The organism is Roseovarius dicentrarchi (assembly GCF_003316635.1).
Classification (GTDB): Bacteria; Pseudomonadota; Alphaproteobacteria; order Rhodobacterales; family Rhodobacteraceae; genus Roseovarius; species Roseovarius dicentrarchi.
Map to the genome: position 1 here is coordinate 1 of NZ_QNQP01000013.1, position 24,343 is coordinate 24,343.

Consider the following 24,343-nt stretch of genomic DNA (forward strand, 5'->3'; position numbering starts at 1 on the left):
CAAAAATCCCATGTCTATCACTCCATGCGCCCCCAGCTGATTCAAGCCGCGGCAAGGTTGCACATGGGTCAATTCTCAATGACAATTTCTGCTGGTGCCGGGTCAGTTCTCAATGACAATCAACACTCAAGAGGTAAACCATTTACACAGGCGGGCTTGGGAAACTTCTTCCAACGTGCCGCCAGTCAGGCAGGTATCGAAGCTCGTCTCCATGGCCTGCGCAAGGCCTTCTGCGTCTATTGGGCTGAAAAGGGAGCTTCGAGTCGAACAATGATGGCTATGGCAGGTCACATGACTCTATCCGAAGTCGAAAGATACACCCGCGACGCTAACAACACGCGTCTCGTCAAGCTTCTCATCAATGATACGTAAACATGGGACACACCACTAGACGCTTGGGACACGCAATCTCAAGGCACTGATTTTAAACCATAAAATCAACGAAAATGTAAATGTGGCGGACCCGGGAGGACTCGAACCCCCAACATCCTGATTAGAAGTCAGGTGCTCTATCCTGTTGAGCTACGGGACCGTCGCTCTTTGATAACGGGTCGGAAAATGGTGCGCAAGCAATAGACGGCCTCGGAGCGGCCTGTGAGGGTTGCTATTTTTCGCTTTGATCGCCTGAAGTTCAGCGTGCGCATCCTATCGTGTATATAGACGGGGCGTGGAACATGTTCCAAACATCTGATCACCCGAATTACATGAATTTTCCGTGCCAGATCAGCATCATGCGATGATCAGCGCGCAAGCCATGGCAAGGCGAAGCGAAGGCCGCAATAGCGTGTCGTCTGCGCGGTGGCGGATGACTTTCTGTCTCGCCTGCTCGGTATGGGTAACATTTTGCCGAGCGCGAAGACAGGTTGATCCCATCGCCAGACGAAATATCAGCCCACAGGCGAAGATTGACGCAAGCAATCGGAGCAGCGTTTGCCAAAACGCGGGCCGGTGTCGGTGGCGGGGCTGATACACCCGCCACCGGATTGACAGGCTTCATTCACCGATCAAGATATCTGATCTATTCCGCCGCCTTCAGCTCGAACCCCTGATCGATCTGGTCAGAGGGCCGCACCGGATATTCGCCCGAGAAGCACGCATCGCAGTATTGCGGGCTGCTGTCGTCGCGGCCCGATGCCTCGCCCACGGCGCGGTAAAGACCGTCCAGCGAGATGAATTTGAGGCTGTCCACGGCCAGATGCGCGCGCATTTCATCCTCGCTCATCGTGGCGGCCAGCAGTTTTTCGCGCTGGGGGGTGTCGACGCCGTAAAAGCAGGGCCATGCGGTGGGGGGGGACGCGATGCGGAAATGCACCTCGGCGGCGCCGGCGTCCAGGATCATCTCGCGGATCTTGCGGCTGGTGGTGCCGCGCACCACGCTGTCATCCACCAGAATGACGCGCTTGCCCTGGATCAGCGCGCGGTTGACGTTCAGCTTCAGGCGTACGCCCATGTTGCGGATCTGGTCGGTGGGCTCAATGAATGTGCGGCCGACATATTGATTGCGGATGATGCCCATCGCGTAGGGAATGCCGGATTCCTGGCTGTATCCGATGGCCGCAGGCACGCCCGAGTCGGGCACCGGGCAAACCAGATCGGCCTCGACCGGGCTCTCCTTGGCCAGCTCCACACCGATCTGGCGGCGCGTCTCGTATACGCTGCGGTCGCCGATGATGCTGTCGGGGCGGCTGAAATACACATGCTCGAAAATGCAAAAGCGCGGTTTTTGCTTGCGGAAGGGAAAATGGCTCTCAATGCCGGCGGCGGTGATGACCACCATTTCGCCCGGCGCAATTTCCCGCTCGTAACGTGCGCCGATGATGTCCAGCGCGCATGTCTCGGAGCTGAGCACCCAGCCATCTCCGACCCGGCCCAGAACCAGTGGGCGCACGCCCAAGGGATCGCGCACGCCGATCAGTTTGGTGCGCGTCATGGCGACGATGGAAAACGCGCCCTCGACCCGGCGCAGCGCATCCTCCATCCGCTGGACGATATTGCGTTGCAGGCTGCGCGCCATCAGGTGAATGATGCATTCGGTGTCGGAATTGGACTGGAATATGCTGCCGCGCTCGATCAACTCGCGGCGCAGCGCGACGGCGTTGGTGACGTTGCCGTTATGCGCAATCGCGGCGCCGCCCATGGCAAATTCGCCAAAGAAGGGCTGCACATCGCGCAGCACCGGCGCCTTGCCGCCCGAGGTGGAATAGCGCACATGCCCGATCGACAATTCGCCCGGCAGCGTCTCCATCAGGCTTTGCTTGGTGAAATTATCGCGCACATAGCCAAACCGGCGCTGGCTGTTGAACCCGGTGCTGGCCTCGTAGCTGACGATGCCGCCGGCCTCCTGGCCGCGATGCTGAAGGGCGTGCAGGCCCAGCGCGACAAAGTTGGCCGCTTCGGGCAGGCCGATTACGCCGAAAACGCCGCATTCCTCCTTCAGCTTGTCGTCATCGGCGGCGTCGCGCAGATAGCTTGTGTCAAAGGGATGGGCGGGAGGCATGAGTTTGGCCAAGGGGCAACTCCGAATCCGGTTTCTGGGGCTGGGCCACACATAGGCTTTGCTGCCCGATATGTCACGGCTTGATCGTGCAAACCTGCGTGATGACGCGTGCGGCGCTACCAGCGCGACAGGATCACGCCGCCCGCGACCAATGCTGCCGACAGCAGGCGCATCGGGCTGACGCTGCTTTGCGCCACGCCAAAGGCGCCCAGATGATCCAGCACGATTGCGGCGCCCATCTGGCCGAATATCATCAGCGTGGTGGTGGTCAGAACGCCCAGTTTCGGCACGCTCCAGAGTGCGGCGAACACATAGATCGCGCCCAGTGCGCCGCCGACCAGCATCCAGACAGGCACGCGCGCAACGCGCATCAGGTTTGCACCATCCCCGATCAGGATCGACACAACCAGCAGGATCACGAAGCCCACGCCGAAGGACAGGGTTGCCGCGCCGACGGGGCTGCCGATGCTGCGCCCCAGCGCCGCATTGATCGGCGCCTGACTGGCGATCATCGCGCCCGCGACCGCCATCAGGATCGACGCGGCAAGGATCTGGTTTGCCATGCCCGGATCACTCGGCCGGGGCGATGGTGGTGCCTGCCGGCGGCTTGCTGCATTTGCCGACCAGCGCCTCGTATTGTGCGGTGATCCAGCCCAGCGCCTGCTCGGGGTTGCCGTCCTCGATCTTGCCGGTCATGTTCTGGAAAACGCGGGCCGAGCGGCTGTCATCGACCATCGCGATCTGCTGTGATGTGACCACGGTTTCATAAACGAAATACGCAATCGCCACCAGCAGGATGCCGCGCGCCACGCCGAAAAGGAACCCAAGCCCCTGATCAATTCCGCCCAGCGCCGAGCGTTGAACCAGCGACGAGAACAGCGGCACGATCAGCGACGCGATGATCAGCGCGACGGTGAACACCACGGCAAAGGCGGCGATCATGCTCAGCTCGCAACTGTCGGCGATGAATTCGCCCACAAAGGGGATTTCCTTGACCAGCGGCTCCAGCTGCGGGGCAAAGATGAAGGCGACGATGCCCGCCACGATCCAGCCCGCGATGGCCAGCGCCTCGCGCACCAGTCCGCGGGAATAGGCCAGCAGCGCCGACAGCACGATAACCAGCGCCACAACGCCGTCAATAATGGTAAAGCCGCTCATGTCCGTCTCGATCCTTTTGCGCTAGCCTGCGCCAAATGTGTCGCCCACAAAGCCGATCAGATCGGCCGCGCGCGTCAGTTTCAGCCCGGTTTTTCCGCCGGGCTTGCCGCCTTCGGGAATGATTGCACTGCTGAAACCAAGTTTTTGGGCTTCTTTCAACCTGTTTTCAGTCTGGCCCACCGGGCGCAGGGCGCCCGACAGGCTGATTTCGCCGAAAATCACCGTATCGGCGGGCAGGGCGGCGTCTTCCCGCGCAGAAAGAAGCGCGGCAGCCACGGCCAGATCGGCGGCCGGTTCGCTGATTTTCATGCCGCCCGCGACGTTCAGATAGACATCAAGCCCCGCAAACGGGATGCCGACCCGCGATTCGAGTACCGCGAGGATCATCGCCAGACGCGCCCCGTCCCAGCCCACGACCGCGCGGCGCGGCTGTGAATGCGGCGACGGCGCGACCAGCGCCTGCAATTCGCATAAAACGGGCCGCGTGCCTTCGATCCCGGCGAACACGACCGATCCGGGCGAGGGTTTGCCGCGCTCGGACAGGAACAGGGCCGAGGGGTTCGTGACCTGAGCCAGCCCGGCGCCGGTCATCTCGAACACGCCAATCTCGTCGGCGGGGCCAAAGCGGTTTTTCACGGCGCGCAGGATGCGGAACTGGTGCCCGCGCTCGCCCTCGAAATACAGCACGGTATCGACCATGTGTTCCACCACGCGCGGCCCGGCGATCTGGCCGTCCTTGGTGACGTGGCCGACAAGGATGACGCTGACGCCCTTGCGCTTGGCAAAGCTGGTCAATTCATGCGCGGCGGCGCGCACTTGGCTGACGCTGCCCGGCGCGCTGCCGATGGTGTCCAGCCACATGGTCTGGATCGAATCGATGATGACCAGATCGGGCTTTTCCGCCTCCAGCGTGGTCAGGATGTCGCGCAGGTTCGTCTCGGCGGCCAGTTGCACATTGGCCCCGGCAAGGCCCAGCCGCCCGGCGCGCATGCGCACCTGCGCGGGGGCCTCTTCGCCCGAGACGTAGATCGTCTTCAGCCCTTGGCCCGCGAAACTGGCGGCGGCTTGCAGCAGCAGGGTGGATTTGCCGATGCCCGGATCACCCCCCACCAGAATGGCCGAGGCCGCGACCAACCCGCCGCCCAGCACGCGGTCCAATTCGTCCAGCCCGGACGATGTGCGCGGCGGCGGCGCCTCCTTGGCCGAAAGGTCCGTCAGGGTCATGCCGGTGCCGCGCTTGGCGCCCAGAGTGGCGGCGGATGGCCCGGTGCTGAGGCCCGCATCCTCCTGAATGGTGTTCCACGCGCCGCAGGCGTCACAGCGCCCGGACCATTTGGTATGGACCGCGCCGCACGCCGTGCAGGTGAATGTCGGTTGATTTTTCGCCATGCCGCCTGATGCCCCAACCGGGGCGGGGCGTCAAATGCTATGTCGGCCCGGCCCGGTTCAGCCTTTGGGCCTTGTGCGGTCCAGTTCGGGACTGATGGGGATAAATTCCGCATCGTCGCCCGGTGGCAGGCGGAAGGGGCCGTTTTGCCAGTCTTCGGCTTTCCAGTCTTCTTTCGCCTGCTCGATCCGGTCCTTGGAGGACGATACGAAATTCCACCAGATGTAGCGTTTTTCGTTCATCGTCGCGCCGCCCAGTGCCATCAGGCGGGCGCCCTTCGGCCCGGCCTTGACCGAGATGCCGTCACCGGGGCGGAACACCATCATGCGGCCCGCCTCGAACGTGTCGCCTGCCACCTCGACGCTGCCTTCGGTCACGTAAACGCCGCGATCCTCATGATTGTCCGGCAGCGGAAACTGCGCCCCCGCATCCAGCACGACATCCAGATAGAACGTCTCGGAGTGCATCGTGACGGGGCTGGTTTCGCCATAAGCGGTGCCGAGGATCAGCCGGGCATTGGTGCCGGCGTCCTGAATCACGGGCAGGCTGGCCTTTTTGTGATGCTCGAAATCGGGGGCCATTTCCTCGCGGTTCTCGGGCAGGGCGATCCAGGTCTGGATGCCGAACAGCTTGTGCCGCGTGGTGCGGGTGTCTGCGCTGGTGCGCTCGGAATGGGTGACGCCGCGGCCCGCGACCATCCAGTTCACCTCGCCCGGATAAATCATCTGGTGGGTGCCGATACTGTCGCGATGCTCGAATTCGCCCTGATAGAGATAGGTGACCGTCCCAAGGCCGATATGCGGATGCGGCCGCACATCTATGCCGCCGTCGGTGATGAATTCCGCCGGACCCATCTGATCGAAAAAGATGAACGGCCCGACCATCTGCCGCTTGGGCGAGGGCAGGGCGCGCCGCACCTCGAACCCGCCCAGATCGCGGGCGCGCGGGATGATCAGCGTTTCGATATCCTTGGTGCCAGCTTGCGGGCATTCCGGGTTTTGCGTCGGGTTCCAGCTCATCTGAGGTCTCCTGTCAGGTTAAGGGGCGCCGTGGGGCAGCATGGCACGTGTCACCACTGAATGACATCGGCCAGCGCGTCGCGGTGCTTTTGCGCATGTGCCCGCACAAAGGGGCAAAGCGGCACGATGCGCTGGCCCTTGGCGCGGGCGTCTGCAATCAGCCGCTCGACCAGCGCGCGCCCCACGCCCAGCCCGCGCATGGAGTCGGGCACCGCCGTATGGTCTGCAATGATCAACGTTTGCGACACCTTCGAGGTGGTCAGCTCGGCCTCGCCGGTTTTGCCCGGCTGCGTGGCGGCATAGCGTCCCTTGGTTTCGGTTTCAGTATAGGTGATGTTCAGATCGCTCATGTGAATGGCTCCTTTTGGGGTGTTGACGCGGCTCAGGCGGACAGGGGCGGCAGGTGCCGCTCGATCTGCGCGCGGTGCGGCTCGTAGCGGGTGGGCAGCTTGAGCGCGGCGCCCAGATGGGCGGTGTCCTCGTCGCGGTCAAAGCCCGGCTCGTTGGTGGCGATTTCAAACAGGACGCCGCCGGGGGCGCGGAAATAGATCGCCCAGAAATAATCGCGGTCGATCACCGGCGTCACGTTATATCCGGTGTCCATCAGCGCCTTGCGCACCTCCAGTTGCGCCGCGCGGTTTTCAACCGCAAATGCGATGTGATGCACCGACCCGGCGCCCTGGCCGGCGGCGCGGGCGCCGCGCGTTTCCTCAAGGTCGATGGTGTCGGCGGCATTGCCGCCCTCGATTCGGTAGCGCGTGACGTTGCCGTTGACCGCCTCCTTCTGGTAGCCCATGAAGCCCAGCAACTCGCCCGTCGCGCCCGCGTCCCGCAGCGCGAAACGCGCGCCGTGAAAGCCCAAAATGCCCGCATCTTCGGGCACGTCGGTGCCGGTCCATGGGGTGCGCCCGCGCGTATCGCTTTCCACCAGTGCAAAGCCGTCGCCGTCCGGCCCGTCAAAGCGCAGGCGCGCCTCGCCCAGAAAGTTGTCTTCGCTCAGCCCGGTGACTCCATGATTCCCAAGCCGCTCTTTCCAGAAGGGCAGCGCGCCTTGAGGAACGGAAAATTCGGTCGTGGCAACCTCGCCGGTGCCGCGCCGTCCCTTGGGCATCTGGCCAAACGGGAAATACGTCATCACCGAGCCGGGTGTGCCGACCTCGTCGCCGTAATAGAGGTGATACACCTCGGGCGCGTCGAAATTGACTGTCTTCTTGACGCGGCGCATGCCCAGCGTTTGCGTGAAAAAGCTGTTATTCTCTGCCGCATTAGCCGCCATCGACGTGACGTGGTGCAGGCCCTTGATTTCGCTGATCATCTTGATCCCTTTCAGGTCGCTTGTCTGTTGCGAACAAGATAGGGCAGGCTGCTGTTGCGCGGAACGGGGATTTAATCGCATTTACCATTGCCGAAAATGCAATAATGCCGCGATGTCCCCCTTGACCACCCTGCGCGCGGGAAATGCGCAAGGTGGCCACGCGGCGCGCTTTATTCGCCGGGAAGGACGTGGCAATTCTCGGGGGTCCAGCTGACGATCAGGTTTGCCCCCGGCTTGCGGTTCAGGGTGCTTAGCTCGTCATGGGATTTTTGCACCTTGATCTCGTGGCCGGTCGCCGTTTCGAGAAAGATCATGGCAGTGCCGCCGACAAATTCATCGCCAACGACAGTGGCTTCGACCCCGTCCACGCCGCTGCCCGGTGCGCTGAGATGCATGTTTTCGGCGCTGACGATAAAGGTGATCTTGTCGCCCGCCTTGGCCGCCGGCAATTCGGTCGCGGGGATCACCGTGCTGCCCCCCCTCGTAGGTGACGGCCCATCCGGTATCTGACTGGCCCTCGATCACCGCGTCAAAGATGTTGGCGGAGCCAAGGAATTCCGCGACAAAGCGGTTATGCGGCTGGCGGTAGATTTCCTCGGGCGTGCCGATTTGTTCGATCTGGCCGCGGCTCATGATGACGACGCGATCGGCCATTGAAAACGCCTCGGACATCGAATGGGTGACGTAGACGAAGGTGATACCCAGATCGCGTTGCAGGTTCGACAGAACCGCTTGCATCCGCACCTTCAGATGGGCGTCAAGCGCCGACAGCGGCTCGTCCAGCAGCAGGATCTTCGGCTCGGTCACCAGCGCGCGGGCCAGCGCGACGCGCTGGCGCTGACCACCGGATAGTTGCGCAATGTTGCGATCCGCAAATTCGGTGATCTGCATCTTGTCCAGCCATTTGCGCGCCCGCTGGCTACGCTCGGCCTTGCCCACGCCGCGCATTTTCAGCGAAAATTCGACGTTTTCCTGCACGGTCAGGAACGGAAACAACGCAAGGCTCTGCCAGACCATCGGCGTGTCGCGGTCCCAGGTGGCGCGGCCATTCACCCGCTCGCCATCCAGATAAATGTTGCCGCTGGTCGGATCTTCGAGGCCGGCCAGCATCCGCAGCGTGGTGGTTTTGCCGCAGCCGGATGAGCCCATGATCGCCAGAAACTCGCCCTGCGCGATTTCGAAATCGGCCCGTTCGACGGCGACGAAATCGCCGAATTTCTTGACCACATTATCGAATTTGACGATGGCGTTTGATGTCATTGAAGCGTCCATTTCTATTTTTTTCCGGCGCCGGGCGTGCGCAGCAGCAGTTGGGCCAGCACGATCAGCGTCATCGAGCTGAGGAAGGCAAGCGAGCCGATGGCGTTGATGCGCGGGCTGACCTGCCCCTGCAAGAAGCCAAGGATCTTGACGGGCAGCGTCTCGTTCAGGCCCGAGACGAACCATGCGACGGCAAATTCATCAAAGGACACGGCCATGGTGATGAACAGCGCGGCAAAGATCGCAGGCTTGGTAAACGGGATGATCACGTGGCGCAGGGTCGCCCATTCATTGCCGCCGAGATTCCACGATGCCGCCTCAAGATCGGGATCCATCTGCGACAGGCGCAGCCGGATGATGGCCATGGCAAACGGGCTGCACATCACGCCATGGGCGATGATGACCGATATGGTCGTGCCCGACAGATTGACGCGCGACAGGAAGGCCAGCATCGCAAGGCCCATGATCACCACCGGAATCGTCGGCGGCAGCAGCGCCAGCGCCAGATAGATCGACTTGCCGAAAAAATTGTAGCGGAAATCGGCATAGGCCCCGCCAAAGCCCAGCAACGTGGCGATCACCGCCACCGTCAGGCCGACAATCAGCGTGTTGAAAAAGCCGGACCAGACCAGCGGATCGTTGAAGATCAGCCGATACCACTCAAAGGAAAACTCACCCAAGGGAAGTGACGGAAACCGGTCAGAATTCAGCGAAAAGACAAAGCTGCCAGCAATCGGGGCAAAGATGAATATCAGGCACAGCGCGATATGAACGAACAGCAATGCGTTGATCAGTTTGTTTTCATTGCCCATTATTTTCCGCGCTCCTTGTAGGCGTAGGTGATGGCGGCAAAGGCCACGGTCATCAGCGTTCCGATCATCATCACCGCGACGACGGCGGCACGCGGCCACTGCTGGCCCGATTTGGTGATGTCGGTGATCATGATCGACAATGTCGGCGGGTTGCCGCCCCCAAGGTATAGCGGGCTGACGAAATCACCGAATGACAGGATAAAGGCAAAGAGCGCCGCAACCACCAGGCCCACCTTGGCCGACGGCACAACAACCGCAAAGACAGTGCGCAACCGCCCGCAGCGCAGGTTATGCGCCGCCTCGATCAGGTCGCGGTTGACGAAGTTCAGGCTGAAGGTTTGCAGCAGGATGACCAGCGGCAGGCACAGCGTGACCATGCCGACCAGTGTGCCGAATGTGTTGTTCAGCATCGGAAACGGACCCAGCCCGACATAGGCCAGCGCCGCGTTGATGATGCCCGCATCGGTCAGAAACACCTGCCAGGAATAGATCCGCACCAGATAGCTGGTGAAAAACGGGATGATCAGCACGAAAATCATCCAGCGTTTGGCAGTATCGCTCAGCTTGAACGAAATCGCGTAGGACGCCGGAAAGGCGATGGCGCTGGTCAGCACTGCGGCGGATGTGGCCAGGATCATGGTGCGCAGATACGCGTCCCAGAACACGCCGCGCGTCAGGATGCGCTGCCAGTTGCCGAAATTCAGGTCAGGCTGCATCTGGAATGTCTTGACCGTCCAGAAGCTGATGGCGACCAGGAATATCAGCGGAAACAGGAAGAACGCCAGTTGCCAGATCAGCAGCGGCAGCGTCAGGACAAGCGAGAAAAGGCTCGGGCGTTTGATCATCACGGTTCCCAATCTGAGGGTGGGGGATGCGCCGGGGCGATGTCAGCCACGCCCCGGCGCGCGCCAGTATCAGGACGCCTTGTAATCGGACCAGAAATCGTTCCAGTCGCCCAGATCCTGCTGAACGGGCAGCTGGCGGTACTGAATCAGGCCCTCGCGGATCATGTCCATCACGTTGCGCACGCCCAGCACCATGTTCTGGCGCTTGGCCTCGGCCGGGTTGGTGTCGTTCAGCACTTTCCAGCCCGCTTCGCTGGGGATCAGGGCGGGGTAGGCGGCCATGTTGGCCGATTTTGCCTGACCTTCGGGCGATGTGATGTACTGGATCCACTTTTTCGCCATGTCGTAATTCTGCGTGCCTTTCCCGATCGAGAAGGATTCGGTGAATTGCAGGCCGCCTTCCTTGGGGATGACGCTGCGCACCTTGGCGCCGTTTTTCTCAAGCACGCCGGTGATCCAGTCGCCGATACCCGAAAACAGCGTCATCTGCCCGCTTTCCAGCGACGAGAAGGTTCCGCCATAGTCGAAAAAGCCGCCGACCTGCGGGCGCAGCCCCATCGCGGTTTCCTGCACCGCATCCCATGCTGCGCTGTCGATGTCATAGGGCGACGGGTTGCCGTTCCACAGGCTCATCTGGCCAAGGTTCGGCAGGTGCCAGTCGAAATGGCCCAGCTTGCCGGCGGCGCGGTCATCGGCATAAACGGCGTAGGTCGAGGCCTCTTCTTCGGTGAAGGCGTCGGTGTTGTAGGCCACGCCCAGAAAGCCAAAGCGCGTGATGACCGAATAAAGCTTGTCATCGACCCAGTGGCCGGGGAATTTCTGGAATTCGGGGAAGAAATCGTCAAACGGGTAATCCGCCGGGTCCAGTTCCTGAATATATCCCGCGCCGTTCAGCTGCTGCACATATTCGCCGTCCGACAGGATCACGTCATAGGTGCCGGGGGGCGATTGCGCGATCAGGCCCAGCATGTTGTCGCCGCCGGTATAGTATTTCGGCGTGAACTTGACGTTGTTGGCCTCCTCGAATGCGCCCACGATGTCAGGCTCGGCGTGGCCGTACCATGCCAGCATCGACAGGTTGACCGTCTGCGCCGAGGCGCGGATCGACAGGAAGGGCGTGGCCAGCGCGGCGCCTGCCGTCATGGTCAGCAGTTTGCGGCGGGTGGGCCGGATCAGGGAATGTGTCATCGGTGTCTTCTCCTTGTTGGGACTCAGCATTTTGGCATGCTTTTGTGTTGTGTCTGGGCGGTCTATGCGGCGCGGCGCGGAAATTCGGTGTTGATGGCGTCGACGATGCCGCGGGTGCAGACCTCCAGCAGTATATCACCCTTTTCGGCCGTCGCCTCCTTGGGCGAGGACAACGTGCCGCTGGCGGGGGTCCAATCGGGCTTGGCCGGGTAGACGTCATAGGGCGGGAAGGTGGCGGGCGCATGTTCGACCGCGTCCTTCAGCGATACCAGATCGGGGTGCAGGCGCAGCATCAGCGATGTCTCCAGCACGCCACCATGCTCGATATCCCAGCCAAGGAAACCGTTTGGATACAGCTTCTCGATCGAAGCCTGATCGACGAAGTCCCAATAGGACAGCACCATGACGGTGACATCATCCGTGCCGCCCCAGCGCAACTCGCGCAGGGCCAGATCAATCGCCTCGGTGATGAACCACGAGTTTTCAAAATGCCCGTTGACGATGCACAGGTTGCGCACGCCGTGGCGCACGAATTCCTTGACCACATCCTTCAGGGCATTGACCAGCGTTGCGCCATCAAGGCTGGTCGTGCCGGGAAAAAAATTGCCACCGCCCGATTTCTGGTGTGATTTATAGCCGTAGGTAAACGGCGGCGCGACCAGTGCGCCCACCTCGCCCGCCACGCGGCGGGCAAATTCGGTGGGCAGCAGCACATCGACATGCATCGGCATATGGTGGCCGTGCTGCTCCATCGAGCCGAGGGGAATCAAGATTGGGACATCACCGTTTTGCACCCGTTTTTGATAGTCAGGCCATGCCATTTCGGCGGCAAAAACGGTTGATCTGGTCATGTTACCCTCACTTTTAAAGCTTGGTAATCCTAGCGCGGCTTGCGGCATGCGCGAAATTTATAGTAGTAATGAAGTGATAAGGATTATTTATAGTGCGCCGATTTACGAACCTTCAGATGGATCTGTTACGCACGTTCGTGACGGTGGTTGATCTGCGCAATTTCACCGAAACGGGCCGGGCGCTTGGCCGCACGCAGCCGGCGATTTCGCTACAGATCAAGCGGCTGGAAGAGGTGGCAGGGGTCAAGCTGCTGAGCGACAGCCGCAAGAAGATCGAATTGACGGCAGATGGGCAGGTTTTGCTGGGCTACGCGCGCGAAATCCTGCGCCTGAATGATCGTGCCGCCGCCAGCCTGCAACGCACCAAGCTGCTGGGAACGCTGCGCATCGGGCTGCCGATTGACTACTCGATCGAGTATTTCCAAAGGATCATCGGCGAATTTTCCAGCGCCAATCCGCAGGTCTTGCTGGATATCCGGTGCAGCCGCAGCCGTGATTTGCTGGCGGCGCTGGATGTGGACGATCTGGATATGGTCGTGTCGATCACCGATGTGGTGCCCGCGCCGCATCTGTCGCTTTACTGGTCCGAACGTCCCGTCTGGGCCTGCGCGCAGGAGTATCGGATAGACCCCGGCAGCATGGTGCGGATCATCGCCCACCCCGAGGGGTGTTTTTACCGCAAGGGCATGGTCGAGGCGCTGGAGGTGGAGGGGCGCGACTGGCGCGTCTCATTTGAAAGCCCCGGCATCTCGGCCCTGCAAAAGGCGGTTTTGACCGGCATGGGCGTGACCGCCCTGACCAGCAAGACGCTGCTGCCGGGAATGCGCATTCTGACGCCCGAGGATGGGTTTCCAAAACTTGCCAACATTCACGTTGGCCTGTTCTACAAGCATATCAATATGTCCGATGCCGCATTGAAGCTGGTCGAGCAGATCACCGAAGGCGTCAGCGCGTTTCAGTCCCCGATGCAGGCGCGCGCCGGGTAGGGCAGGGGCCGCCTACGCGCGCCGCCGGACCGCCGTTGCCACGCTGGACGCGCAGAACATCAATGCCAGCGCGCACACGATGGTCGGCCCGGTGGGGGTGTCGAACATGAATGACAGGCGCAGCCCGCCCCACGCGGCGACCACGGCGATGAGGGCCGCGATCAGCGCCATCGCCTCAGGCGTGCGGGCAAAGGGGCGGGCCGTGGCCGCCGGGATGATCAGCAGCGCGGTGATCAGCAAAACGCCGACCACCTTGATCGCCACCGCCACCACGATGGCCAGCGCCAGCGTCAGGATCAGCTCCTCGCGGCGCGGGTCAATGCCGGCGGCGCGGGCCAGGTCGGGGTTCAGCGTGGCCGTCAGCAGCGCCGACCATCGCCACAGCGTCAGCGCCAGAACCAGCGCGGCACCGCCCCAGATGATGCCCAGATCCCCGCGCGACACTGACAGGATATCGCCAAACAGATAGGCCATCACGTCGATCCGCACGCCGCTGAGGAACGACACCGCCACCAGCCCGAAGGCCAGCGCCGAATGGGCCATGACGCCCAGCAGCGTATCCATCGCATAGCCGCGCCCGGCCAGCAGCGTCACCAGCGTCGCCATGACCAGCGCCACGATCAGCGCCCCGGCAAAGACCGGCAGGGACAGGGCCAGCGACAACGCCACGCCCAGAATGGCCGCATGGGCCGTTGCATCGCCAAAATACGCCATTCGGCGCCAGACCACGAAACAGCCCAGCGGCGCGGCGGCCAGCGCGGTGCCGATCCCGGCCAGTGCCGCGCGCAGCATGAAATCGTCCAGCATTATGCCTGCTCCTCTGCTGCGGCCCGCTTTGCGGTGTGATCGTGGCCGCACCCCTCGCCGGGGCCGTGGCGGTGGTCATGGTGGTGGCGGTAGAGCGCCAGCGCCCCTTGGGTGCCTTCGCCGAAGAGGGCGCGGTACACCGGGGCCTCGGCCACGACTTCGGGCGTGCCTTCGCAGCAGATATGGCCGTTGACGCAAATGACGCGGTCAGAGGCGCTCATCACCACATGCAGATCGTGGCTGACCATCAGCACGGCGCAGCCCGTCTCGCGGCGGACCTGCTCGATCTGGCGGTAGAACGCGGCAGAGCCGGGCTGATCAAGACCGGCGGTCGCCTCGTCCAGTATCAGCAGCTCGGGCCGGGCAATCAGGGCGCGGGCCAGCAGCACACGCTGAAACTGGCCGCCCGACAGCGCCGCCATCTGGCGCGTGCCAATTCCCGGCACGCCGGCGCGCGCCAGTGCGGCGGTTGCCTCGGCCGCCGGAACGCGGCGCGGCAGGCCCAGGAACCGCGCCACTGTCATCGGCAGCGTGGCATCCAGCACCAGCCGCTGCGGCACATAGCCCAGCCGCAGGCCCGCACGGCGCGTCACTGTCCCCGCTGCCGGGCGCACCCCGCCCAGTATCGCGCGCAGAAGGGTGGATTTGCCCGATCCGTTCGGACCGACGATTGTGACAATCTCGCCCGGCACGATGCTGAAATCGACATTCTCCAGCACGGTCGCGGCGCCGTGCCGCACGGTCAGGCCGGCGGTTGTGACAAGCGCCGCGCTCATGCGGCCTCCGCGCATGCGGGGCACAGGCCCTCGGCCTCGCGCACGGTACGCTCGATCACAAAGCCGGCTTGCCTGGCCGCGCGGCCCAGCTCGCCCGCGGCGGGGTCTGTGTCTGTCTCCACCACGCGCTGGCAGGTGCGGCAAATCAGGAAGGCGGGCGTGTGGTCGCCATGCAGGTGCGAGCAGGCGATAAAGGCATTGAGCCGCTCGATCCGGTGGGCAAAGCCGTGCATCACCAGAAAATCCAGCGCGCGGTAAGCCATGGGCGGCTGCGCGTTCAGCCCATCCTTGCGCAGCCGGTCCAGAATGTCATAGGCGCCCAGTGCAGTGTGATCGCCCAGCAAAATCTCCAGCACGCGGCGGCGTATCGGGGTGAATTGCAGTCCCTCCCTGGCGCAGTGACGCTCGGCCGCGGCCAGACCGTCTGCGATGCAGTCCTGATGATTGTGGGGATCGAACGCATCGGGGGTCATGGGATGTCCTTGGCGGAGTGCGGGTAAGAAGAAGGGCTTGCGATGATATAATATATCATTTAGAGCGATATGTAATGTTATATTGTCACAAGGTCCGAACATGTTCAACCAGATGAAACAGATCACCTTGGCCGCTGGCCTGACATTGGCCGTCGCCGCCGGGCCGGCAGGGGCCGATGTGCCGAATGTGGCGACGGACGTGGCGCCGGTGCAGTCGCTGGTCGCACGTGTCATGGGCGATCTGGGCGCGGCGTCGGTGATCGTGCGGCCCGGCGCATCGCCGCATGGCTATGCCTTGCGCCCGTCCGAGGCGGGCAGCCTGCAAGCTGCGGACGCGGTGTTCTGGATCGGCCCGTCGCTGACCCCGTGGCTGGAGGGCGCGATCACCGCGCTGGCGCCGGATGCGACTGTGGTGCCCCTGCTGGAAGCCGGTGGCACCCATCTTCTGGACTTCCGAACCGAGGCCGCATTTGGCGCGGCAGCGCATGGCAGCCACGATCATGGCGATCACAGCGATCACGATGACCACGGCGATCACCACCACCAAGGAACGGACCCGCATGCATGGCTGGACCCGCAAAACGCGCAGGTCTGGCTGGATGTCATCGCGCAAAAGTTGAGCGATCTGGACCCTGAAAACGCGCAGACCTACGCGGCCAACGCACAGGCCGGACGCGCCGAATTTGCCGCGCTGGAGGCCCAGATTGCCCACGCCTTGGCGCCGGTGCAGGACACCCCCTTTGTGGTGTTTCACGATGCGTTCCAGTATTTCGAGCACCGGTTTCAGCTGGCCGCCGCCGGCGCCATCGCGCATAGCGATGCGTCCGATCCCGGCCCGGCCCGCGTGGCCGAGGTGCGCCGGATCGTGCAGGACAGCGGCGCGCGCTGCGTCCTGTCGGAACCTGCGTTCAACCCGGCGCTGGTGCAGACGGTGATTGACGGCACTTCCGTGCGCACCGCGTCCGTTGATCCCATGGGCAGTGACATTGCGCCCGGCGCGGCGTTCTACCCCGCCTTGCTGCGCAGCATCAGCGCCGCGCTGACGGATTGCCTGAAATGAGGCGGGCGCTGGCACTGTGCGCGGCGGCATGGGCCTGCGCGCCCGGCAGCGCCGTGATGGCGCATCCGCATGTCTTTATCGACGCGGCAGCCGCGCTGATCGTCAACGACGATGGCGATCTGGCCGCCCTGCGCATCGGCTGGTCCTATGACGCGTTCTATTCGCTGGTCATGATCGAGGACAGGGGCCTGGACGCCGACGGCGACGGCACGCCCGAGCCTGCGCAGCTTGAGGCGTTCGCCGGACAGGACGTCGATTGGGCTGCCGGATTTCCCGGTGATGTGACCCTTGGAATGGGCGGCGATCCCGTTCCGCTGGCGCCGCCGATCCGGCACCGCGCGCTGTATGAAAACGGGCGGATCATCACCACGCATATACGGCCGCTCACGACGCCCATCACGGACTGGGCCGAGGCGGTGACATTGCAAATCTACGATCCCAGCTATTTCGTGGCCTATGAGGTGCCGGTGATGCCCACCGTCGAGGGCGCAGATTGCACAGTGACCCGCACCCGCGCCGATACGGCCCGCGCGCAGGCGGAATATGGGGACAAGCTGGCCGCTGTCGACGTGTCGGACGATCCGTTCGCGGCGGTCGATCTGGGGGATATCGGCGTGCTTTTTGCCGACAGCTTTAGCGTGACATGCGCCGCGCGCTGATCCTTGTGCCGCTGGGCTGTGCGGCGCTGGCCATCTGGGCGCTGGCCTATGGCGGCGACGCGGCCATCGCGCGCTGGGCGGCGGGCTGGCAACGTGATTTCCAGAACGGTCTGGCCAGTGCGCTGCGCGCCCTGCGCAGCAAGGAGCCGGGCGCATTGGCGGTATTGATGAGCCTTGCCTTCGGCTATGGCTTTGTTCACGCGGTCGGGCCGGGCCATGGCAAGGTATTGATCGGCGGCTATGGCATGGGCCGGCGCGTGCCGGTCTGGCGCTTGTCGCTGATCGCGCTGGGGGCATCGCTGGCTCAGGCGGCCTCGGCGGTGCTGCTGGTCTATGGCGGCGTGCTGCTGCTGGGATATACCCGCACCCAGATGACCGGCGCGGTCGAGGGGTGGATGGCCCCGATCAGCAGCGCCGCAATCGGCCTGATCGGTGTCTGGCTTGCCGTGCGCGGCGCGCGGCGCCTGTGGCGGCAGGGCAGGGTGCCACCGGGCCACGCGCCGGGCGATTGCGGATGCGGCCACCGCCATGGACCCACCCCGCAGGAGGCGGCGCAGGTGCATGGCGTCTGGGATACCGCCGCACTGATCGGCGGCATTGCCATCCGGCCCTGCACCGGCGCGCTGCTGCTGCTTGTGCTGACGTGGCAGATGGATATCGCGCTGGCCGGGCTGATCGCCACCCTTGCAATGGCGCTGGGGACGGCATCGGTGACGATCTGCGTCGCGATTCTCAGCGTCATGGCCCGCGAGGGCACATTGCGCGCGGTCGGCGGCGCCGCGCCCATGCTGCGCCTGATGCCGGTGGCGAAAATTCTGGCAGGGACAGCGATTGCTGTCATCGCGCTTCAGATGCTGCGCTGGCTGTAATGCGGCGGAGGATATGGTAGGCCCGGCAGGACTTGAACCCGCAACCAAAGCGTTATGAGCGCTCTGCTCTAACCAGTTGAGCTACAGGCCCGCCATGGGGCGTGTCGTAATCAGCCGCTGCGCCCGCGTCAAGGCTTTGAGATTGCGATTGCCGCTGTGATGGGCTACCCCGCGCGTGATCCGCCCGCCATGGACCAAGGAGTGCCAGGATGACAGACCCGAAAAATGGTATCAGCTATGCCGATGCCGGTGTTGATATCGACGCAGGCAACGCGCTGGTCGAGCGGATCAAACCCGCGGCCAAACGCACCGCGCGCCCCGGCGTGATGTCGGGGCTTGGCGGCTTTGGCGCGCTGTTCGATCTCAAGGCGGCCGGTTACCATGATCCGGTGCTGGTGGCTGCCACCGACGGCGTCGGCACCAAGCTGCGCATCGCGATTGATACCGGCAATGTGGACGGTGTCGGTATTGATCTGGTTGCCATGTGCGTCAACGATCTGGTTTGCCAAGGTGCCGAGCCGCTGTTTTTCCTCGATTATTTCGCCACCGGCAAGCTGGAGACAGAGCAGGCCGCGCGCATCATCGAAGGCATTGCAACGGGCTGCGAGCGCTCGGGCGCCGCGCTGATCGGCGGCGAGACGGCGGAAATGCCGGGAATGTACCCGGCGGGCGATTTCGATCTGGCGGGCTTTGCCGTCGGCGCGATGGAGCGGGGCGGCGCCCTGCCGGACGGCGTGGCCGAGGGCGATGTTTTGCTGGGCCTTGCCAGTGACGGCGTGCATTCCAACGGCTATTCGCTGGTGCGCAAACTGGTTGAGATTTCCGGTCTTGGCTGGGATGCCGAGTGCCCCTGGGCGGATGGTACGCTGGGCGCGGCGCTGCTGACGCCCACGCGGCTTTACGTCAAATCTGCGCTGGCGGCGATCCGCAGTGGCGGCGTGCATGCGCTGGCCCATATCACCGGCGGCGGGCTGACGGAAAACCTGCCGCGCGTTCTGCCCGAGGAGCTGGGCGCCGAGATTGATCTGGGCGCCTGGCCGCTGCCGGGTGTTTTTGACTGGCTCAAGCAGACCGGCGACATGGCCGAATCCGAACTGCTGAAGACGTTCAACTGCGGCATCGGCATGATCGTTTGCGTTGACGCGGCCCGCGCCGACGCACTGGCCGAATTGTTCGCCGAAACGGGCGAGACAGTCCACCGGCTGGGCCATGTCACCAAAGGCGCCGGCGTGCGCTATAGCGGCGCGCTGGCGTGAGCGAACGGGTCGCCATCCTTCTGTCGGGCGGCGGCTCGAACATGGTGGCGCTGCTGGACAGCATGACCGGCGATCACCCCGCGCGCCCGGCGCTGGTTCTGTCGAACCGTGCGAATGCGGGCGGGCTGGAGAAGGCCGCGGCGCGCGGTGTGCCGACCGAGGTGGTCGATCACCGGCCCCATGGCGCGGACCGCGCCGGTTTCGAGGATGCGCTGCATGCGCGCATCATGGAATATCAGCCTGATATCATATGCCTGGCGGGGTTCATGCGCGTGCTGACCGAAGGGTTTGTCGCGCGCTGGCAGGGCCGGATGATCAATATTCACCCATCGCTTTTGCCCAAATATCGCGGTCTGGACACACATGCGCGCGCGCTGGACGCCGGCGACGCCGAGGCGGGCTGCACCGTGCATGAGGTCACAGCGGCGCTGGATGACGGGCCGATTCTGGGGCAGGCGCGGGTGCCTGTCGCCCAAGACGACACGCCCGGTACATTGGCCGCCCGCGTGCTGGCGATGGAGCATGTTTTGTACCCGGCGGTGCTGCGCCGTTTCGCGGCCGGGGATCGCACGCCGGTCTGGCTGCCATGACGGGCGGGCGCAGGCATTCCCGTTTCAATTTCCGGCGCTGCGCGCTATAGCAGCGCAGCCCATATCAGCGAAAGAAGCCGTTCCTTTGATCCACACCATCACCACCACAGACGCCCTGGCCGAATATTGCACCCGCGCCGCAGCGCATCCTTACGTGACTGTCGACACCGAATTTTTGCGCGAACGCACGTATTATTCCCAGCTTTGCCTTGTTCAGCTGGCCTATCCGGGCGACGGGGACGAAACTGCGGTTCTGGTCGATCCGCTGGCGGACGGGCTGTCGCTGGAGCCGCTATATGAACTGTTCCGCGATGAAAACGTGGTCAAGGTGTTTCATGCGGCCCGGCAGGATCTGGAGATCTTCTATGTCGATGCCGGGCTGATTCCCTCGCCGCTGTTCGACACGCAAGTCGCCGCGATGGTCTGCGGCTTTGGCGAGCAGGCGGGATACGAGACGCTGGTAAAGCGCATCGCAAAGGCGCAGATCGACAAATCATCGCGCTTTACCGACTGGTCGCGCCGCCCGCTGAGCGATGCACAAAAGACCTACGCGCTGGCGGACGTGACACATCTGCGCAAAGTGTACGAGTATCTGGCGCGCGAGCTGAAAAAGACCGGTCGCGACAAATGGGTGGCCGAGGAAATGGCCGTTCTGACCAATCCCGAAACGTATATCACCCACCCGCGCGATGCGTGGCAGCGGATCAAGACGCGCAACAACTCGGGCCGGTTTTTGTCGATTCTGCGGGCGCTGGCCGAATTCCGCGAGGCTTATGCGCAGTCGCGCAACGTGCCGCGCAATCGTGTGTACAAGGATGATGCGCTGGTCGAACTGGCTTCGACGAAACCGACCAGCGTTCAGGATCTAGGCCGCTCGCGCCTGTTGCTGCGCGAGGCGCGCAAGGGCGACATTGCCGATGGGATCCTGAAGGCGGTGGCAGACGGGCAGGCGGTGCCGGCGGGCGAACAGCCCGAGCCGGACCTGAGCCGCGAGAAATTGCAGGTCAATCCGGCTGTTGCCGACCTTCTGCGCGTCCTGCTGAAAGGTGCGGCCGACCGCGAGGGGGTGGCGTCCAAGCTGATCGCCACCGCGTCGGATCTGGACGCCATCGCCGCAGGTCAGCGCGATGTGCCCGCGCTCAGCGGCTGGCGCCGCGATGTGTTCGGCCACGAGGCGCTGCGCCTGTGCAAGGGCGAAATCGCGCTGCGCGTCAAAGGCAGCACCATCGAAACGGTCGAGCTGTAACAGCCGCCAGCTTAGCGGTTGCTGCTGGCGGTGGTGGTCTGGCTGAGAACACGCACGCCGCGCACCCGGTCCAATGTCTGGGACGATACAAACTGCCCGGCGCTGACGCGGCGGGTCTGCTCGGGGCCCTGGGGGGTGTCGACACGCTGGATCGCGCGCAAGGTGTAGGTCAGAACACCATCGACCGGCTCGCCTTCGTTTTCGGGCCAAAGCCGAACGTCGAACGCACCTTGCCGGAGCGAAACGCCGGTTGCCGTGACAATGGCGCCGCCGGCGGAGGGTTCGACCACAACATTCTGAACCGCGTAGATCGGCGTGCCCAGATATGCCGCGGGGCCGCGTTTGCGGCGGAAAATCGTGTTTGTCTGTTCGGGAATCAGCGGATTGACCGACGCATCCTGCACAGGCGCGCTGCGCGGCGCCGCATTGCTTGGACCAAACCAGTTGGCGGGATTGGCCCGCGACGAGCCAAAGCCGGAACAGCCCGCCAGCGTCAGGCTGGAAATCGTCAAAAATGTAACCAGACCGCGCATTGGCACATGCCCCTTTCGCCGCTTTTCAATGGCGCAGACCCTAGCAGGCCCAGCCGCCCAAGCGCAAGGCAGCGCGGCACCCTGGGGTGGACGTTTGCCTGCGTCGGGGCTACCTGCGGTGATGCAGTTAGTCAGAGGATGGATCATGGCCCAAGCCCCCTTCGAAGAGATCGCCGAGGATTTTGAATTTCTGGATGACTGGGAAGACCGCTACAGGCACGTCATCGAACAGGGCAAGGCGATGGCGCCGCTGGATGATGCGCTGAAAGTACCTGCCACCCGCGTCGAGGGGTGCGCCAGTCAGGTCTGGCTGCATCCGCAAGTGTCGAATGGCATCTTTCGCTTTGACGGGGACAGTGACGCGCTGATCGTGCGGGGCCTGATTGCCGTGCTGCGCGCGCTGTATAACGACCTGCCGGTTGAGGAGGTGCCGCGCGTCGACGCGGGCGGCGAGCTGGCCCGGCTGGGGCTGACCGACCATTTGTCTGCGCAGCGCTCTAACGGGCTGCGGGCAATGATCGAGCGGATCAGGCTGGTGGCCTCTCAGGCGGCGTGAGTGTCGCCGGCGGCGGGATTTGGGTATTTGTACCCAAGAAAAAACCCAGGCGGAAAATCTCTTTTGGTGTTGGTTCGTGACGCGGGCTTGTCAATTCGGTGGTTTGCGCGGCCGACCTAAAAAGTCGGCGGTGTGCAGGCGCTGATGATCTCGCAGCGCTCTGGCCCGACCTGGCGGAACCGGTGGGGGATGCGGCTGTCGAAGTAATAGGCGTCGCCGGGGCCGAGAATTTTACGCTGATCGCCTACGGTCACCTCGATCCGGCCCTTCACCACGATGCCACCTTCTTCGGCCTCGTGTCCGATCATGGTGCGGCCCGTATCGGCGCCGATCTCGTATGTTTCGCTGAGGATCATCATCGCGCGCCCGAAAAGGGTGGTGCCGATCTGGCGCAGGGACACGCCATTTTTGCCGATTTCCGTCAGATCCTCGGCGGCGTAGAAGGTTTTGCGTTCCGGTTCGGGCTGGAAGTTGAAAAATTCGGATAAGGAGGTGGGAATCCCCTCCAGTATCCGCTTGAGCGCTGAAACAGAGGGGTTCACCTTGCCTGCTTCGATCAGCGAAATGGTCGAATTTGGCACGCCTGTCCGCTTGGCCAGCGCGCGCTGTGACAGGCCGGCCTTGCTGCGCACCGCCCGCAAACGGGGGCCAAGATCCAGATCGTCGGCGCTGTTGGGCATGTTCAGTTCCTTGAACAGATGAAATTCATGGCTATTTAAAACAATGGGTTGCTGTAGGCAATAAACAGACTTTTTGCGGCTGATAAAACGGCGTACAGCATGCCCGAAACCACGGGGCCAAATGCGCCCGGATTTCTTTTCATTTTTCTCGAAAGGATGCGTCATGTTGAACGCCGAGATCGCAGAACGCCGCACAGGCGCCATTTCGCAGGGTGTGGGCATGATGACCCAGATCTACGCCGACCGCGCCAAGAATTCCGAAGTGTGGGACGTCGAAGGCAACCGCTATATCGACTTCGCCGCCGGGATTGCCGTGGTCAACACCGGCCACTGCCACCCCAAGGTGATGCAGGCCGTGTCCGATCAGGTGGCGCGTTTTACCCATACCTGCCATCAGGTTCTGCCTTACGAGAGCTATATCCGTCTGGCCGAGCGGCTGAACGAAAAGGTGCCGGGCGATTTCCCGAAAAAGACCGTTTTCGTGACAACCGGCGCCGAAGCCGTTGAAAACGCGATCAAGGTTGCGCGCATCCATACAGGCCGTTCGGCGATCATCGCCTTTGGCGGTGCGTTCCATGGCCGGACGTTCATGGGCATGTCGCTGACCGGCAAGGTTGTGCCCTACAAGAAGGGTTTCGGCGCGATGATGCCCGACGTCTATCACGTTCCGTTCCCGATCGATCTGCACGGCATTTCCACCGAGGACGCGATGGAGTCGCTGCACAAGCTGTTCAAGGCCGATCTGGACCCCGAGCGCGTCGCCGCCATCATCATCGAGCCGGTTCAGGGCGAGGGCGGCTTTTACCCCGCACCCGCCGATCTGATGCGCGGCCTTCGCAAGCTGTGCGATGAGCATGGCATTGTGATGATCGCCGATGAGGTGCAGACCGGCTTTGCCCGGACCGGGCACCTCTTTGCGATGGAAGGCTACGGCGTGGCCGCAGACATCACCACCATGGCCAAGGGTCTGGCCGGCGGTCTGCCGCTGGCGGCGTTGACGGGGCGCGCTGAGATCATGGATGCGTCGCATCCCGGCGGTCTGGGCGGCACCTATGGCGGCAACCCGCTGGGCATTGCGGCATCGAACGCCGTGCTGGACGTGATCGAGGAAGAGGATCTGTGCAACCGCGCAAATGAGCTTGGCTCGCGGTTGAAGCAGCGTCTGGAATCGATCCGCGCCACCACGCCTGAAATGGTCGATGTGCGCGGTCCGGGTTTCATGATCGCCGCGGAATTCAACACCACCGATGGCAGCGCGCCGAACCCTGACATGACCAACCGCATCCGCATGGAAGCGCTCAAGCGCGGGCTGATCCTGCTGACTTGCGGGATTTACGGCAACGTCATCCGCTTCCTTGCGCCGATCACCATCCAGGACGACATTTTTGCCGAGGCGCTGGATATCCTGGAAGATTCGATCGCGGCGGCGCGCGCGGCCTGAACCGGAATTGCGAAATGACAGCGAGAGAGCGGGCCGGTCGGCTCGCTCTTTTGTGTTCCGGGATGGCTGTATTCCGTTG

At 63.2% G+C, this 24,343-nt stretch carries 26 protein-coding genes, 2 tRNA genes and 1 pseudogene; 10 read left to right on the forward strand and 19 right to left on the reverse strand.

All coding sequences use genetic code 11. From position 1 onward, the window contains the following. Window positions 1–372: tyrosine-type recombinase/integrase (locus DQ230_RS10515; RefSeq protein WP_203228047.1), on the forward strand; the 372-nt coding region annotated here is incomplete at its 5' end. Window positions 373–455: 83 nt separating this feature from the next. Here the strand turns inward: DQ230_RS10515 and DQ230_RS10520 are convergent. From DQ230_RS10520 to DQ230_RS10580, 13 genes and pseudogenes are all read right to left on the reverse strand, one after another. Continuing rightward, window positions 456–532, reverse strand: a tRNA-Arg gene (locus tag DQ230_RS10520). A gap of 486 nt (window positions 533–1,018) precedes the next feature. Beyond that, window positions 1,019–2,497 (reverse strand): amidophosphoribosyltransferase, encoded by a 1,479-nt coding sequence (gene purF, locus DQ230_RS10525; RefSeq protein ID WP_113912559.1) that lies wholly within the window; start codon window positions 2,495–2,497, stop codon window positions 1,019–1,021. Window positions 2,498–2,613: 116 nt separating this feature from the next. Next, window positions 2,614–3,060, reverse strand: a complete 447-nt coding sequence (locus DQ230_RS10530) for a DMT family transporter (protein ID WP_113912560.1) — start codon at window positions 3,058–3,060, stop codon at window positions 2,614–2,616. 7 nt (window positions 3,061–3,067) lie between these two features. Next, complete coding sequence (locus tag DQ230_RS10535; protein ID WP_113912561.1) at window positions 3,068–3,655, reverse strand: CvpA family protein; 588 nt, start codon at window positions 3,653–3,655, stop codon at window positions 3,068–3,070. Between the two features lie 21 nt (window positions 3,656–3,676). Then, the gene (gene radA / locus DQ230_RS10540; protein ID WP_113912562.1) at window positions 3,677–5,044 is read right to left on the reverse strand and encodes a DNA repair protein RadA; all 1,368 of its coding nucleotides are present in this window, start codon (window positions 5,042–5,044) and stop codon (window positions 3,677–3,679) included. A gap of 57 nt (window positions 5,045–5,101) precedes the next feature. Beyond that, window positions 5,102–6,061: a pirin family protein gene (locus DQ230_RS10545; RefSeq protein ID WP_113912563.1), complete on the reverse strand. Its 960-nt coding sequence runs from the start codon at window positions 6,059–6,061 to the stop codon at window positions 5,102–5,104. Between the two features lie 50 nt (window positions 6,062–6,111). Then, window positions 6,112–6,411, reverse strand: a complete 300-nt coding sequence (locus tag DQ230_RS10550) for a GNAT family N-acetyltransferase (protein WP_113912564.1) — start codon at window positions 6,409–6,411, stop codon at window positions 6,112–6,114. Window positions 6,412–6,443: 32 nt separating this feature from the next. Then, window positions 6,444–7,376, reverse strand: coding sequence for a VOC family protein (locus DQ230_RS10555; protein ID WP_113912565.1), 933 nt, complete (start codon window positions 7,374–7,376; stop codon window positions 6,444–6,446). Between the two features lie 170 nt (window positions 7,377–7,546). Beyond that, a pseudogene (locus DQ230_RS10560) lies at window positions 7,547–8,648 on the reverse strand (ABC transporter ATP-binding protein). A 2-nt stretch (window positions 8,649–8,650) separates the two neighbouring features. After that, a complete protein-coding gene (locus DQ230_RS10565; protein ID WP_113912566.1) occupies window positions 8,651–9,448 on the reverse strand; it encodes an ABC transporter permease in 798 nt (265 codons plus the stop codon). Then, on the reverse strand, window positions 9,448–10,293 hold the full coding sequence (locus tag DQ230_RS10570) for an ABC transporter permease (protein ID WP_203228048.1): 846 nt from the start codon (window positions 10,291–10,293) through the stop codon (window positions 9,448–9,450). The genes DQ230_RS10565 and DQ230_RS10570 overlap by 1 nt, the downstream gene beginning before the upstream one ends. Before the next feature lie 69 nt (window positions 10,294–10,362). Further along, window positions 10,363–11,481 (reverse strand): ABC transporter substrate-binding protein, encoded by a 1,119-nt coding sequence (locus tag DQ230_RS10575; RefSeq protein ID WP_203228049.1) that lies wholly within the window; start codon window positions 11,479–11,481, stop codon window positions 10,363–10,365. 62 nt (window positions 11,482–11,543) lie between these two features. Beyond that, window positions 11,544–12,332, reverse strand: coding sequence for a creatininase (locus DQ230_RS10580; RefSeq protein ID WP_113912567.1), 789 nt, complete (start codon window positions 12,330–12,332; stop codon window positions 11,544–11,546). A gap of 92 nt (window positions 12,333–12,424) precedes the next feature. Here DQ230_RS10580 and DQ230_RS10585 point away from each other — a divergent pair, with 92 nt between their 5' ends. Beyond that, window positions 12,425–13,318 (forward strand): LysR substrate-binding domain-containing protein, encoded by an 894-nt coding sequence (locus DQ230_RS10585; RefSeq protein WP_113912568.1) that lies wholly within the window; start codon window positions 12,425–12,427, stop codon window positions 13,316–13,318. Between the two features lie 12 nt (window positions 13,319–13,330). Here DQ230_RS10585 and DQ230_RS10590 read toward each other — a convergent pair whose 3' ends face one another. Genes DQ230_RS10590 through DQ230_RS10600 form a run of 3 tightly spaced genes read right to left on the reverse strand, consistent with a single transcriptional unit; the run spans window position 13,331 to window position 15,374 of the window. Continuing rightward, complete coding sequence (locus DQ230_RS10590) at window positions 13,331–14,125, reverse strand: metal ABC transporter permease (protein ID WP_113912569.1); 795 nt, start codon at window positions 14,123–14,125, stop codon at window positions 13,331–13,333. After that, the gene (locus DQ230_RS10595) at window positions 14,125–14,901 is read right to left on the reverse strand and encodes an ATP-binding cassette domain-containing protein (protein WP_113912570.1); all 777 of its coding nucleotides are present in this window, start codon (window positions 14,899–14,901) and stop codon (window positions 14,125–14,127) included. Before DQ230_RS10595 ends, DQ230_RS10590 begins: the two co-directional genes overlap by 1 nt. After that, window positions 14,898–15,374 carry a transcriptional repressor gene (locus DQ230_RS10600; RefSeq protein WP_113912571.1) on the reverse strand — a complete coding sequence of 159 codons (477 nt, stop codon included), beginning with the start codon at window positions 15,372–15,374 and terminating at the stop codon, window positions 14,898–14,900. Before DQ230_RS10600 ends, DQ230_RS10595 begins: the two co-directional genes overlap by 4 nt. Before the next feature lie 100 nt (window positions 15,375–15,474). On the opposite strand from DQ230_RS10600, the gene DQ230_RS10605 reads away from it, so the two are divergent. Genes DQ230_RS10605 through DQ230_RS10615 form a run of 3 tightly spaced genes read left to right on the forward strand, consistent with a single transcriptional unit; the run spans window position 15,475 to window position 17,962 of the window. Further along, on the forward strand, window positions 15,475–16,434 hold the full coding sequence (locus DQ230_RS10605) for a zinc ABC transporter substrate-binding protein (protein ID WP_113912572.1): 960 nt from the start codon (window positions 15,475–15,477) through the stop codon (window positions 16,432–16,434). After that, a complete protein-coding gene (locus tag DQ230_RS10610) occupies window positions 16,431–17,093 on the forward strand; it encodes a DUF1007 family protein (protein ID WP_113912573.1) in 663 nt (220 codons plus the stop codon). The genes DQ230_RS10605 and DQ230_RS10610 overlap by 4 nt, the downstream gene beginning before the upstream one ends. Next, complete coding sequence (locus DQ230_RS10615; RefSeq protein ID WP_113912574.1) at window positions 17,078–17,962, forward strand: nickel/cobalt transporter; 885 nt, start codon at window positions 17,078–17,080, stop codon at window positions 17,960–17,962. Before DQ230_RS10610 ends, DQ230_RS10615 begins: the two co-directional genes overlap by 16 nt. Window positions 17,963–17,976: 14 nt before the next feature. Here DQ230_RS10615 and DQ230_RS10620 read toward each other — a convergent pair. Next, window positions 17,977–18,053, reverse strand: a tRNA-Ile gene (locus DQ230_RS10620). Between the two features lie 118 nt (window positions 18,054–18,171). Here DQ230_RS10620 and purM point away from each other — a divergent pair. The 3 genes from purM (at window position 18,172) to rnd (ending at window position 21,054) form a co-directional block, all read left to right on the forward strand. After that, complete coding sequence (gene purM, locus DQ230_RS10625; protein ID WP_113912575.1) at window positions 18,172–19,218, forward strand: phosphoribosylformylglycinamidine cyclo-ligase; 1,047 nt, start codon at window positions 18,172–18,174, stop codon at window positions 19,216–19,218. After that, window positions 19,215–19,808: a phosphoribosylglycinamide formyltransferase gene (gene purN, locus DQ230_RS10630; RefSeq protein ID WP_113912576.1), complete on the forward strand. Its 594-nt coding sequence runs from the start codon at window positions 19,215–19,217 to the stop codon at window positions 19,806–19,808. Before purM ends, purN begins: the two co-directional genes overlap by 4 nt. Window positions 19,809–19,896: 88 nt before the next feature. Continuing rightward, a complete protein-coding gene (rnd, locus tag DQ230_RS10635) occupies window positions 19,897–21,054 on the forward strand; it encodes a ribonuclease D (RefSeq protein WP_113912646.1) in 1,158 nt (385 codons plus the stop codon). Window positions 21,055–21,065: 11 nt separating this feature from the next. Here rnd and DQ230_RS10640 read toward each other — a convergent pair whose 3' ends face one another. Then, a complete protein-coding gene (locus DQ230_RS10640) occupies window positions 21,066–21,587 on the reverse strand; it encodes a hypothetical protein (protein ID WP_113912577.1) in 522 nt (173 codons plus the stop codon). A 145-nt stretch (window positions 21,588–21,732) separates the two neighbouring features. Here DQ230_RS10640 and DQ230_RS10645 point away from each other — a divergent pair, with 145 nt between their 5' ends. Beyond that, window positions 21,733–22,143, forward strand: coding sequence for a SufE family protein (locus DQ230_RS10645; RefSeq protein WP_113912578.1), 411 nt, complete (start codon window positions 21,733–21,735; stop codon window positions 22,141–22,143). A 116-nt stretch (window positions 22,144–22,259) separates the two neighbouring features. Here the strand turns inward: DQ230_RS10645 and DQ230_RS10650 are convergent, their stop codons facing one another. After that, window positions 22,260–22,823: a cupin domain-containing protein gene (locus DQ230_RS10650; protein WP_113912647.1), complete on the reverse strand. Its 564-nt coding sequence runs from the start codon at window positions 22,821–22,823 to the stop codon at window positions 22,260–22,262. A 163-nt stretch (window positions 22,824–22,986) separates the two neighbouring features. On the opposite strand from DQ230_RS10650, the gene DQ230_RS10655 reads away from it, so the two are divergent. Beyond that, on the forward strand, window positions 22,987–24,264 hold the full coding sequence (locus tag DQ230_RS10655) for a 4-aminobutyrate--2-oxoglutarate transaminase (RefSeq protein ID WP_113912579.1): 1,278 nt from the start codon (window positions 22,987–22,989) through the stop codon (window positions 24,262–24,264). Window positions 24,265–24,343 lie beyond the last annotated feature (79 nt).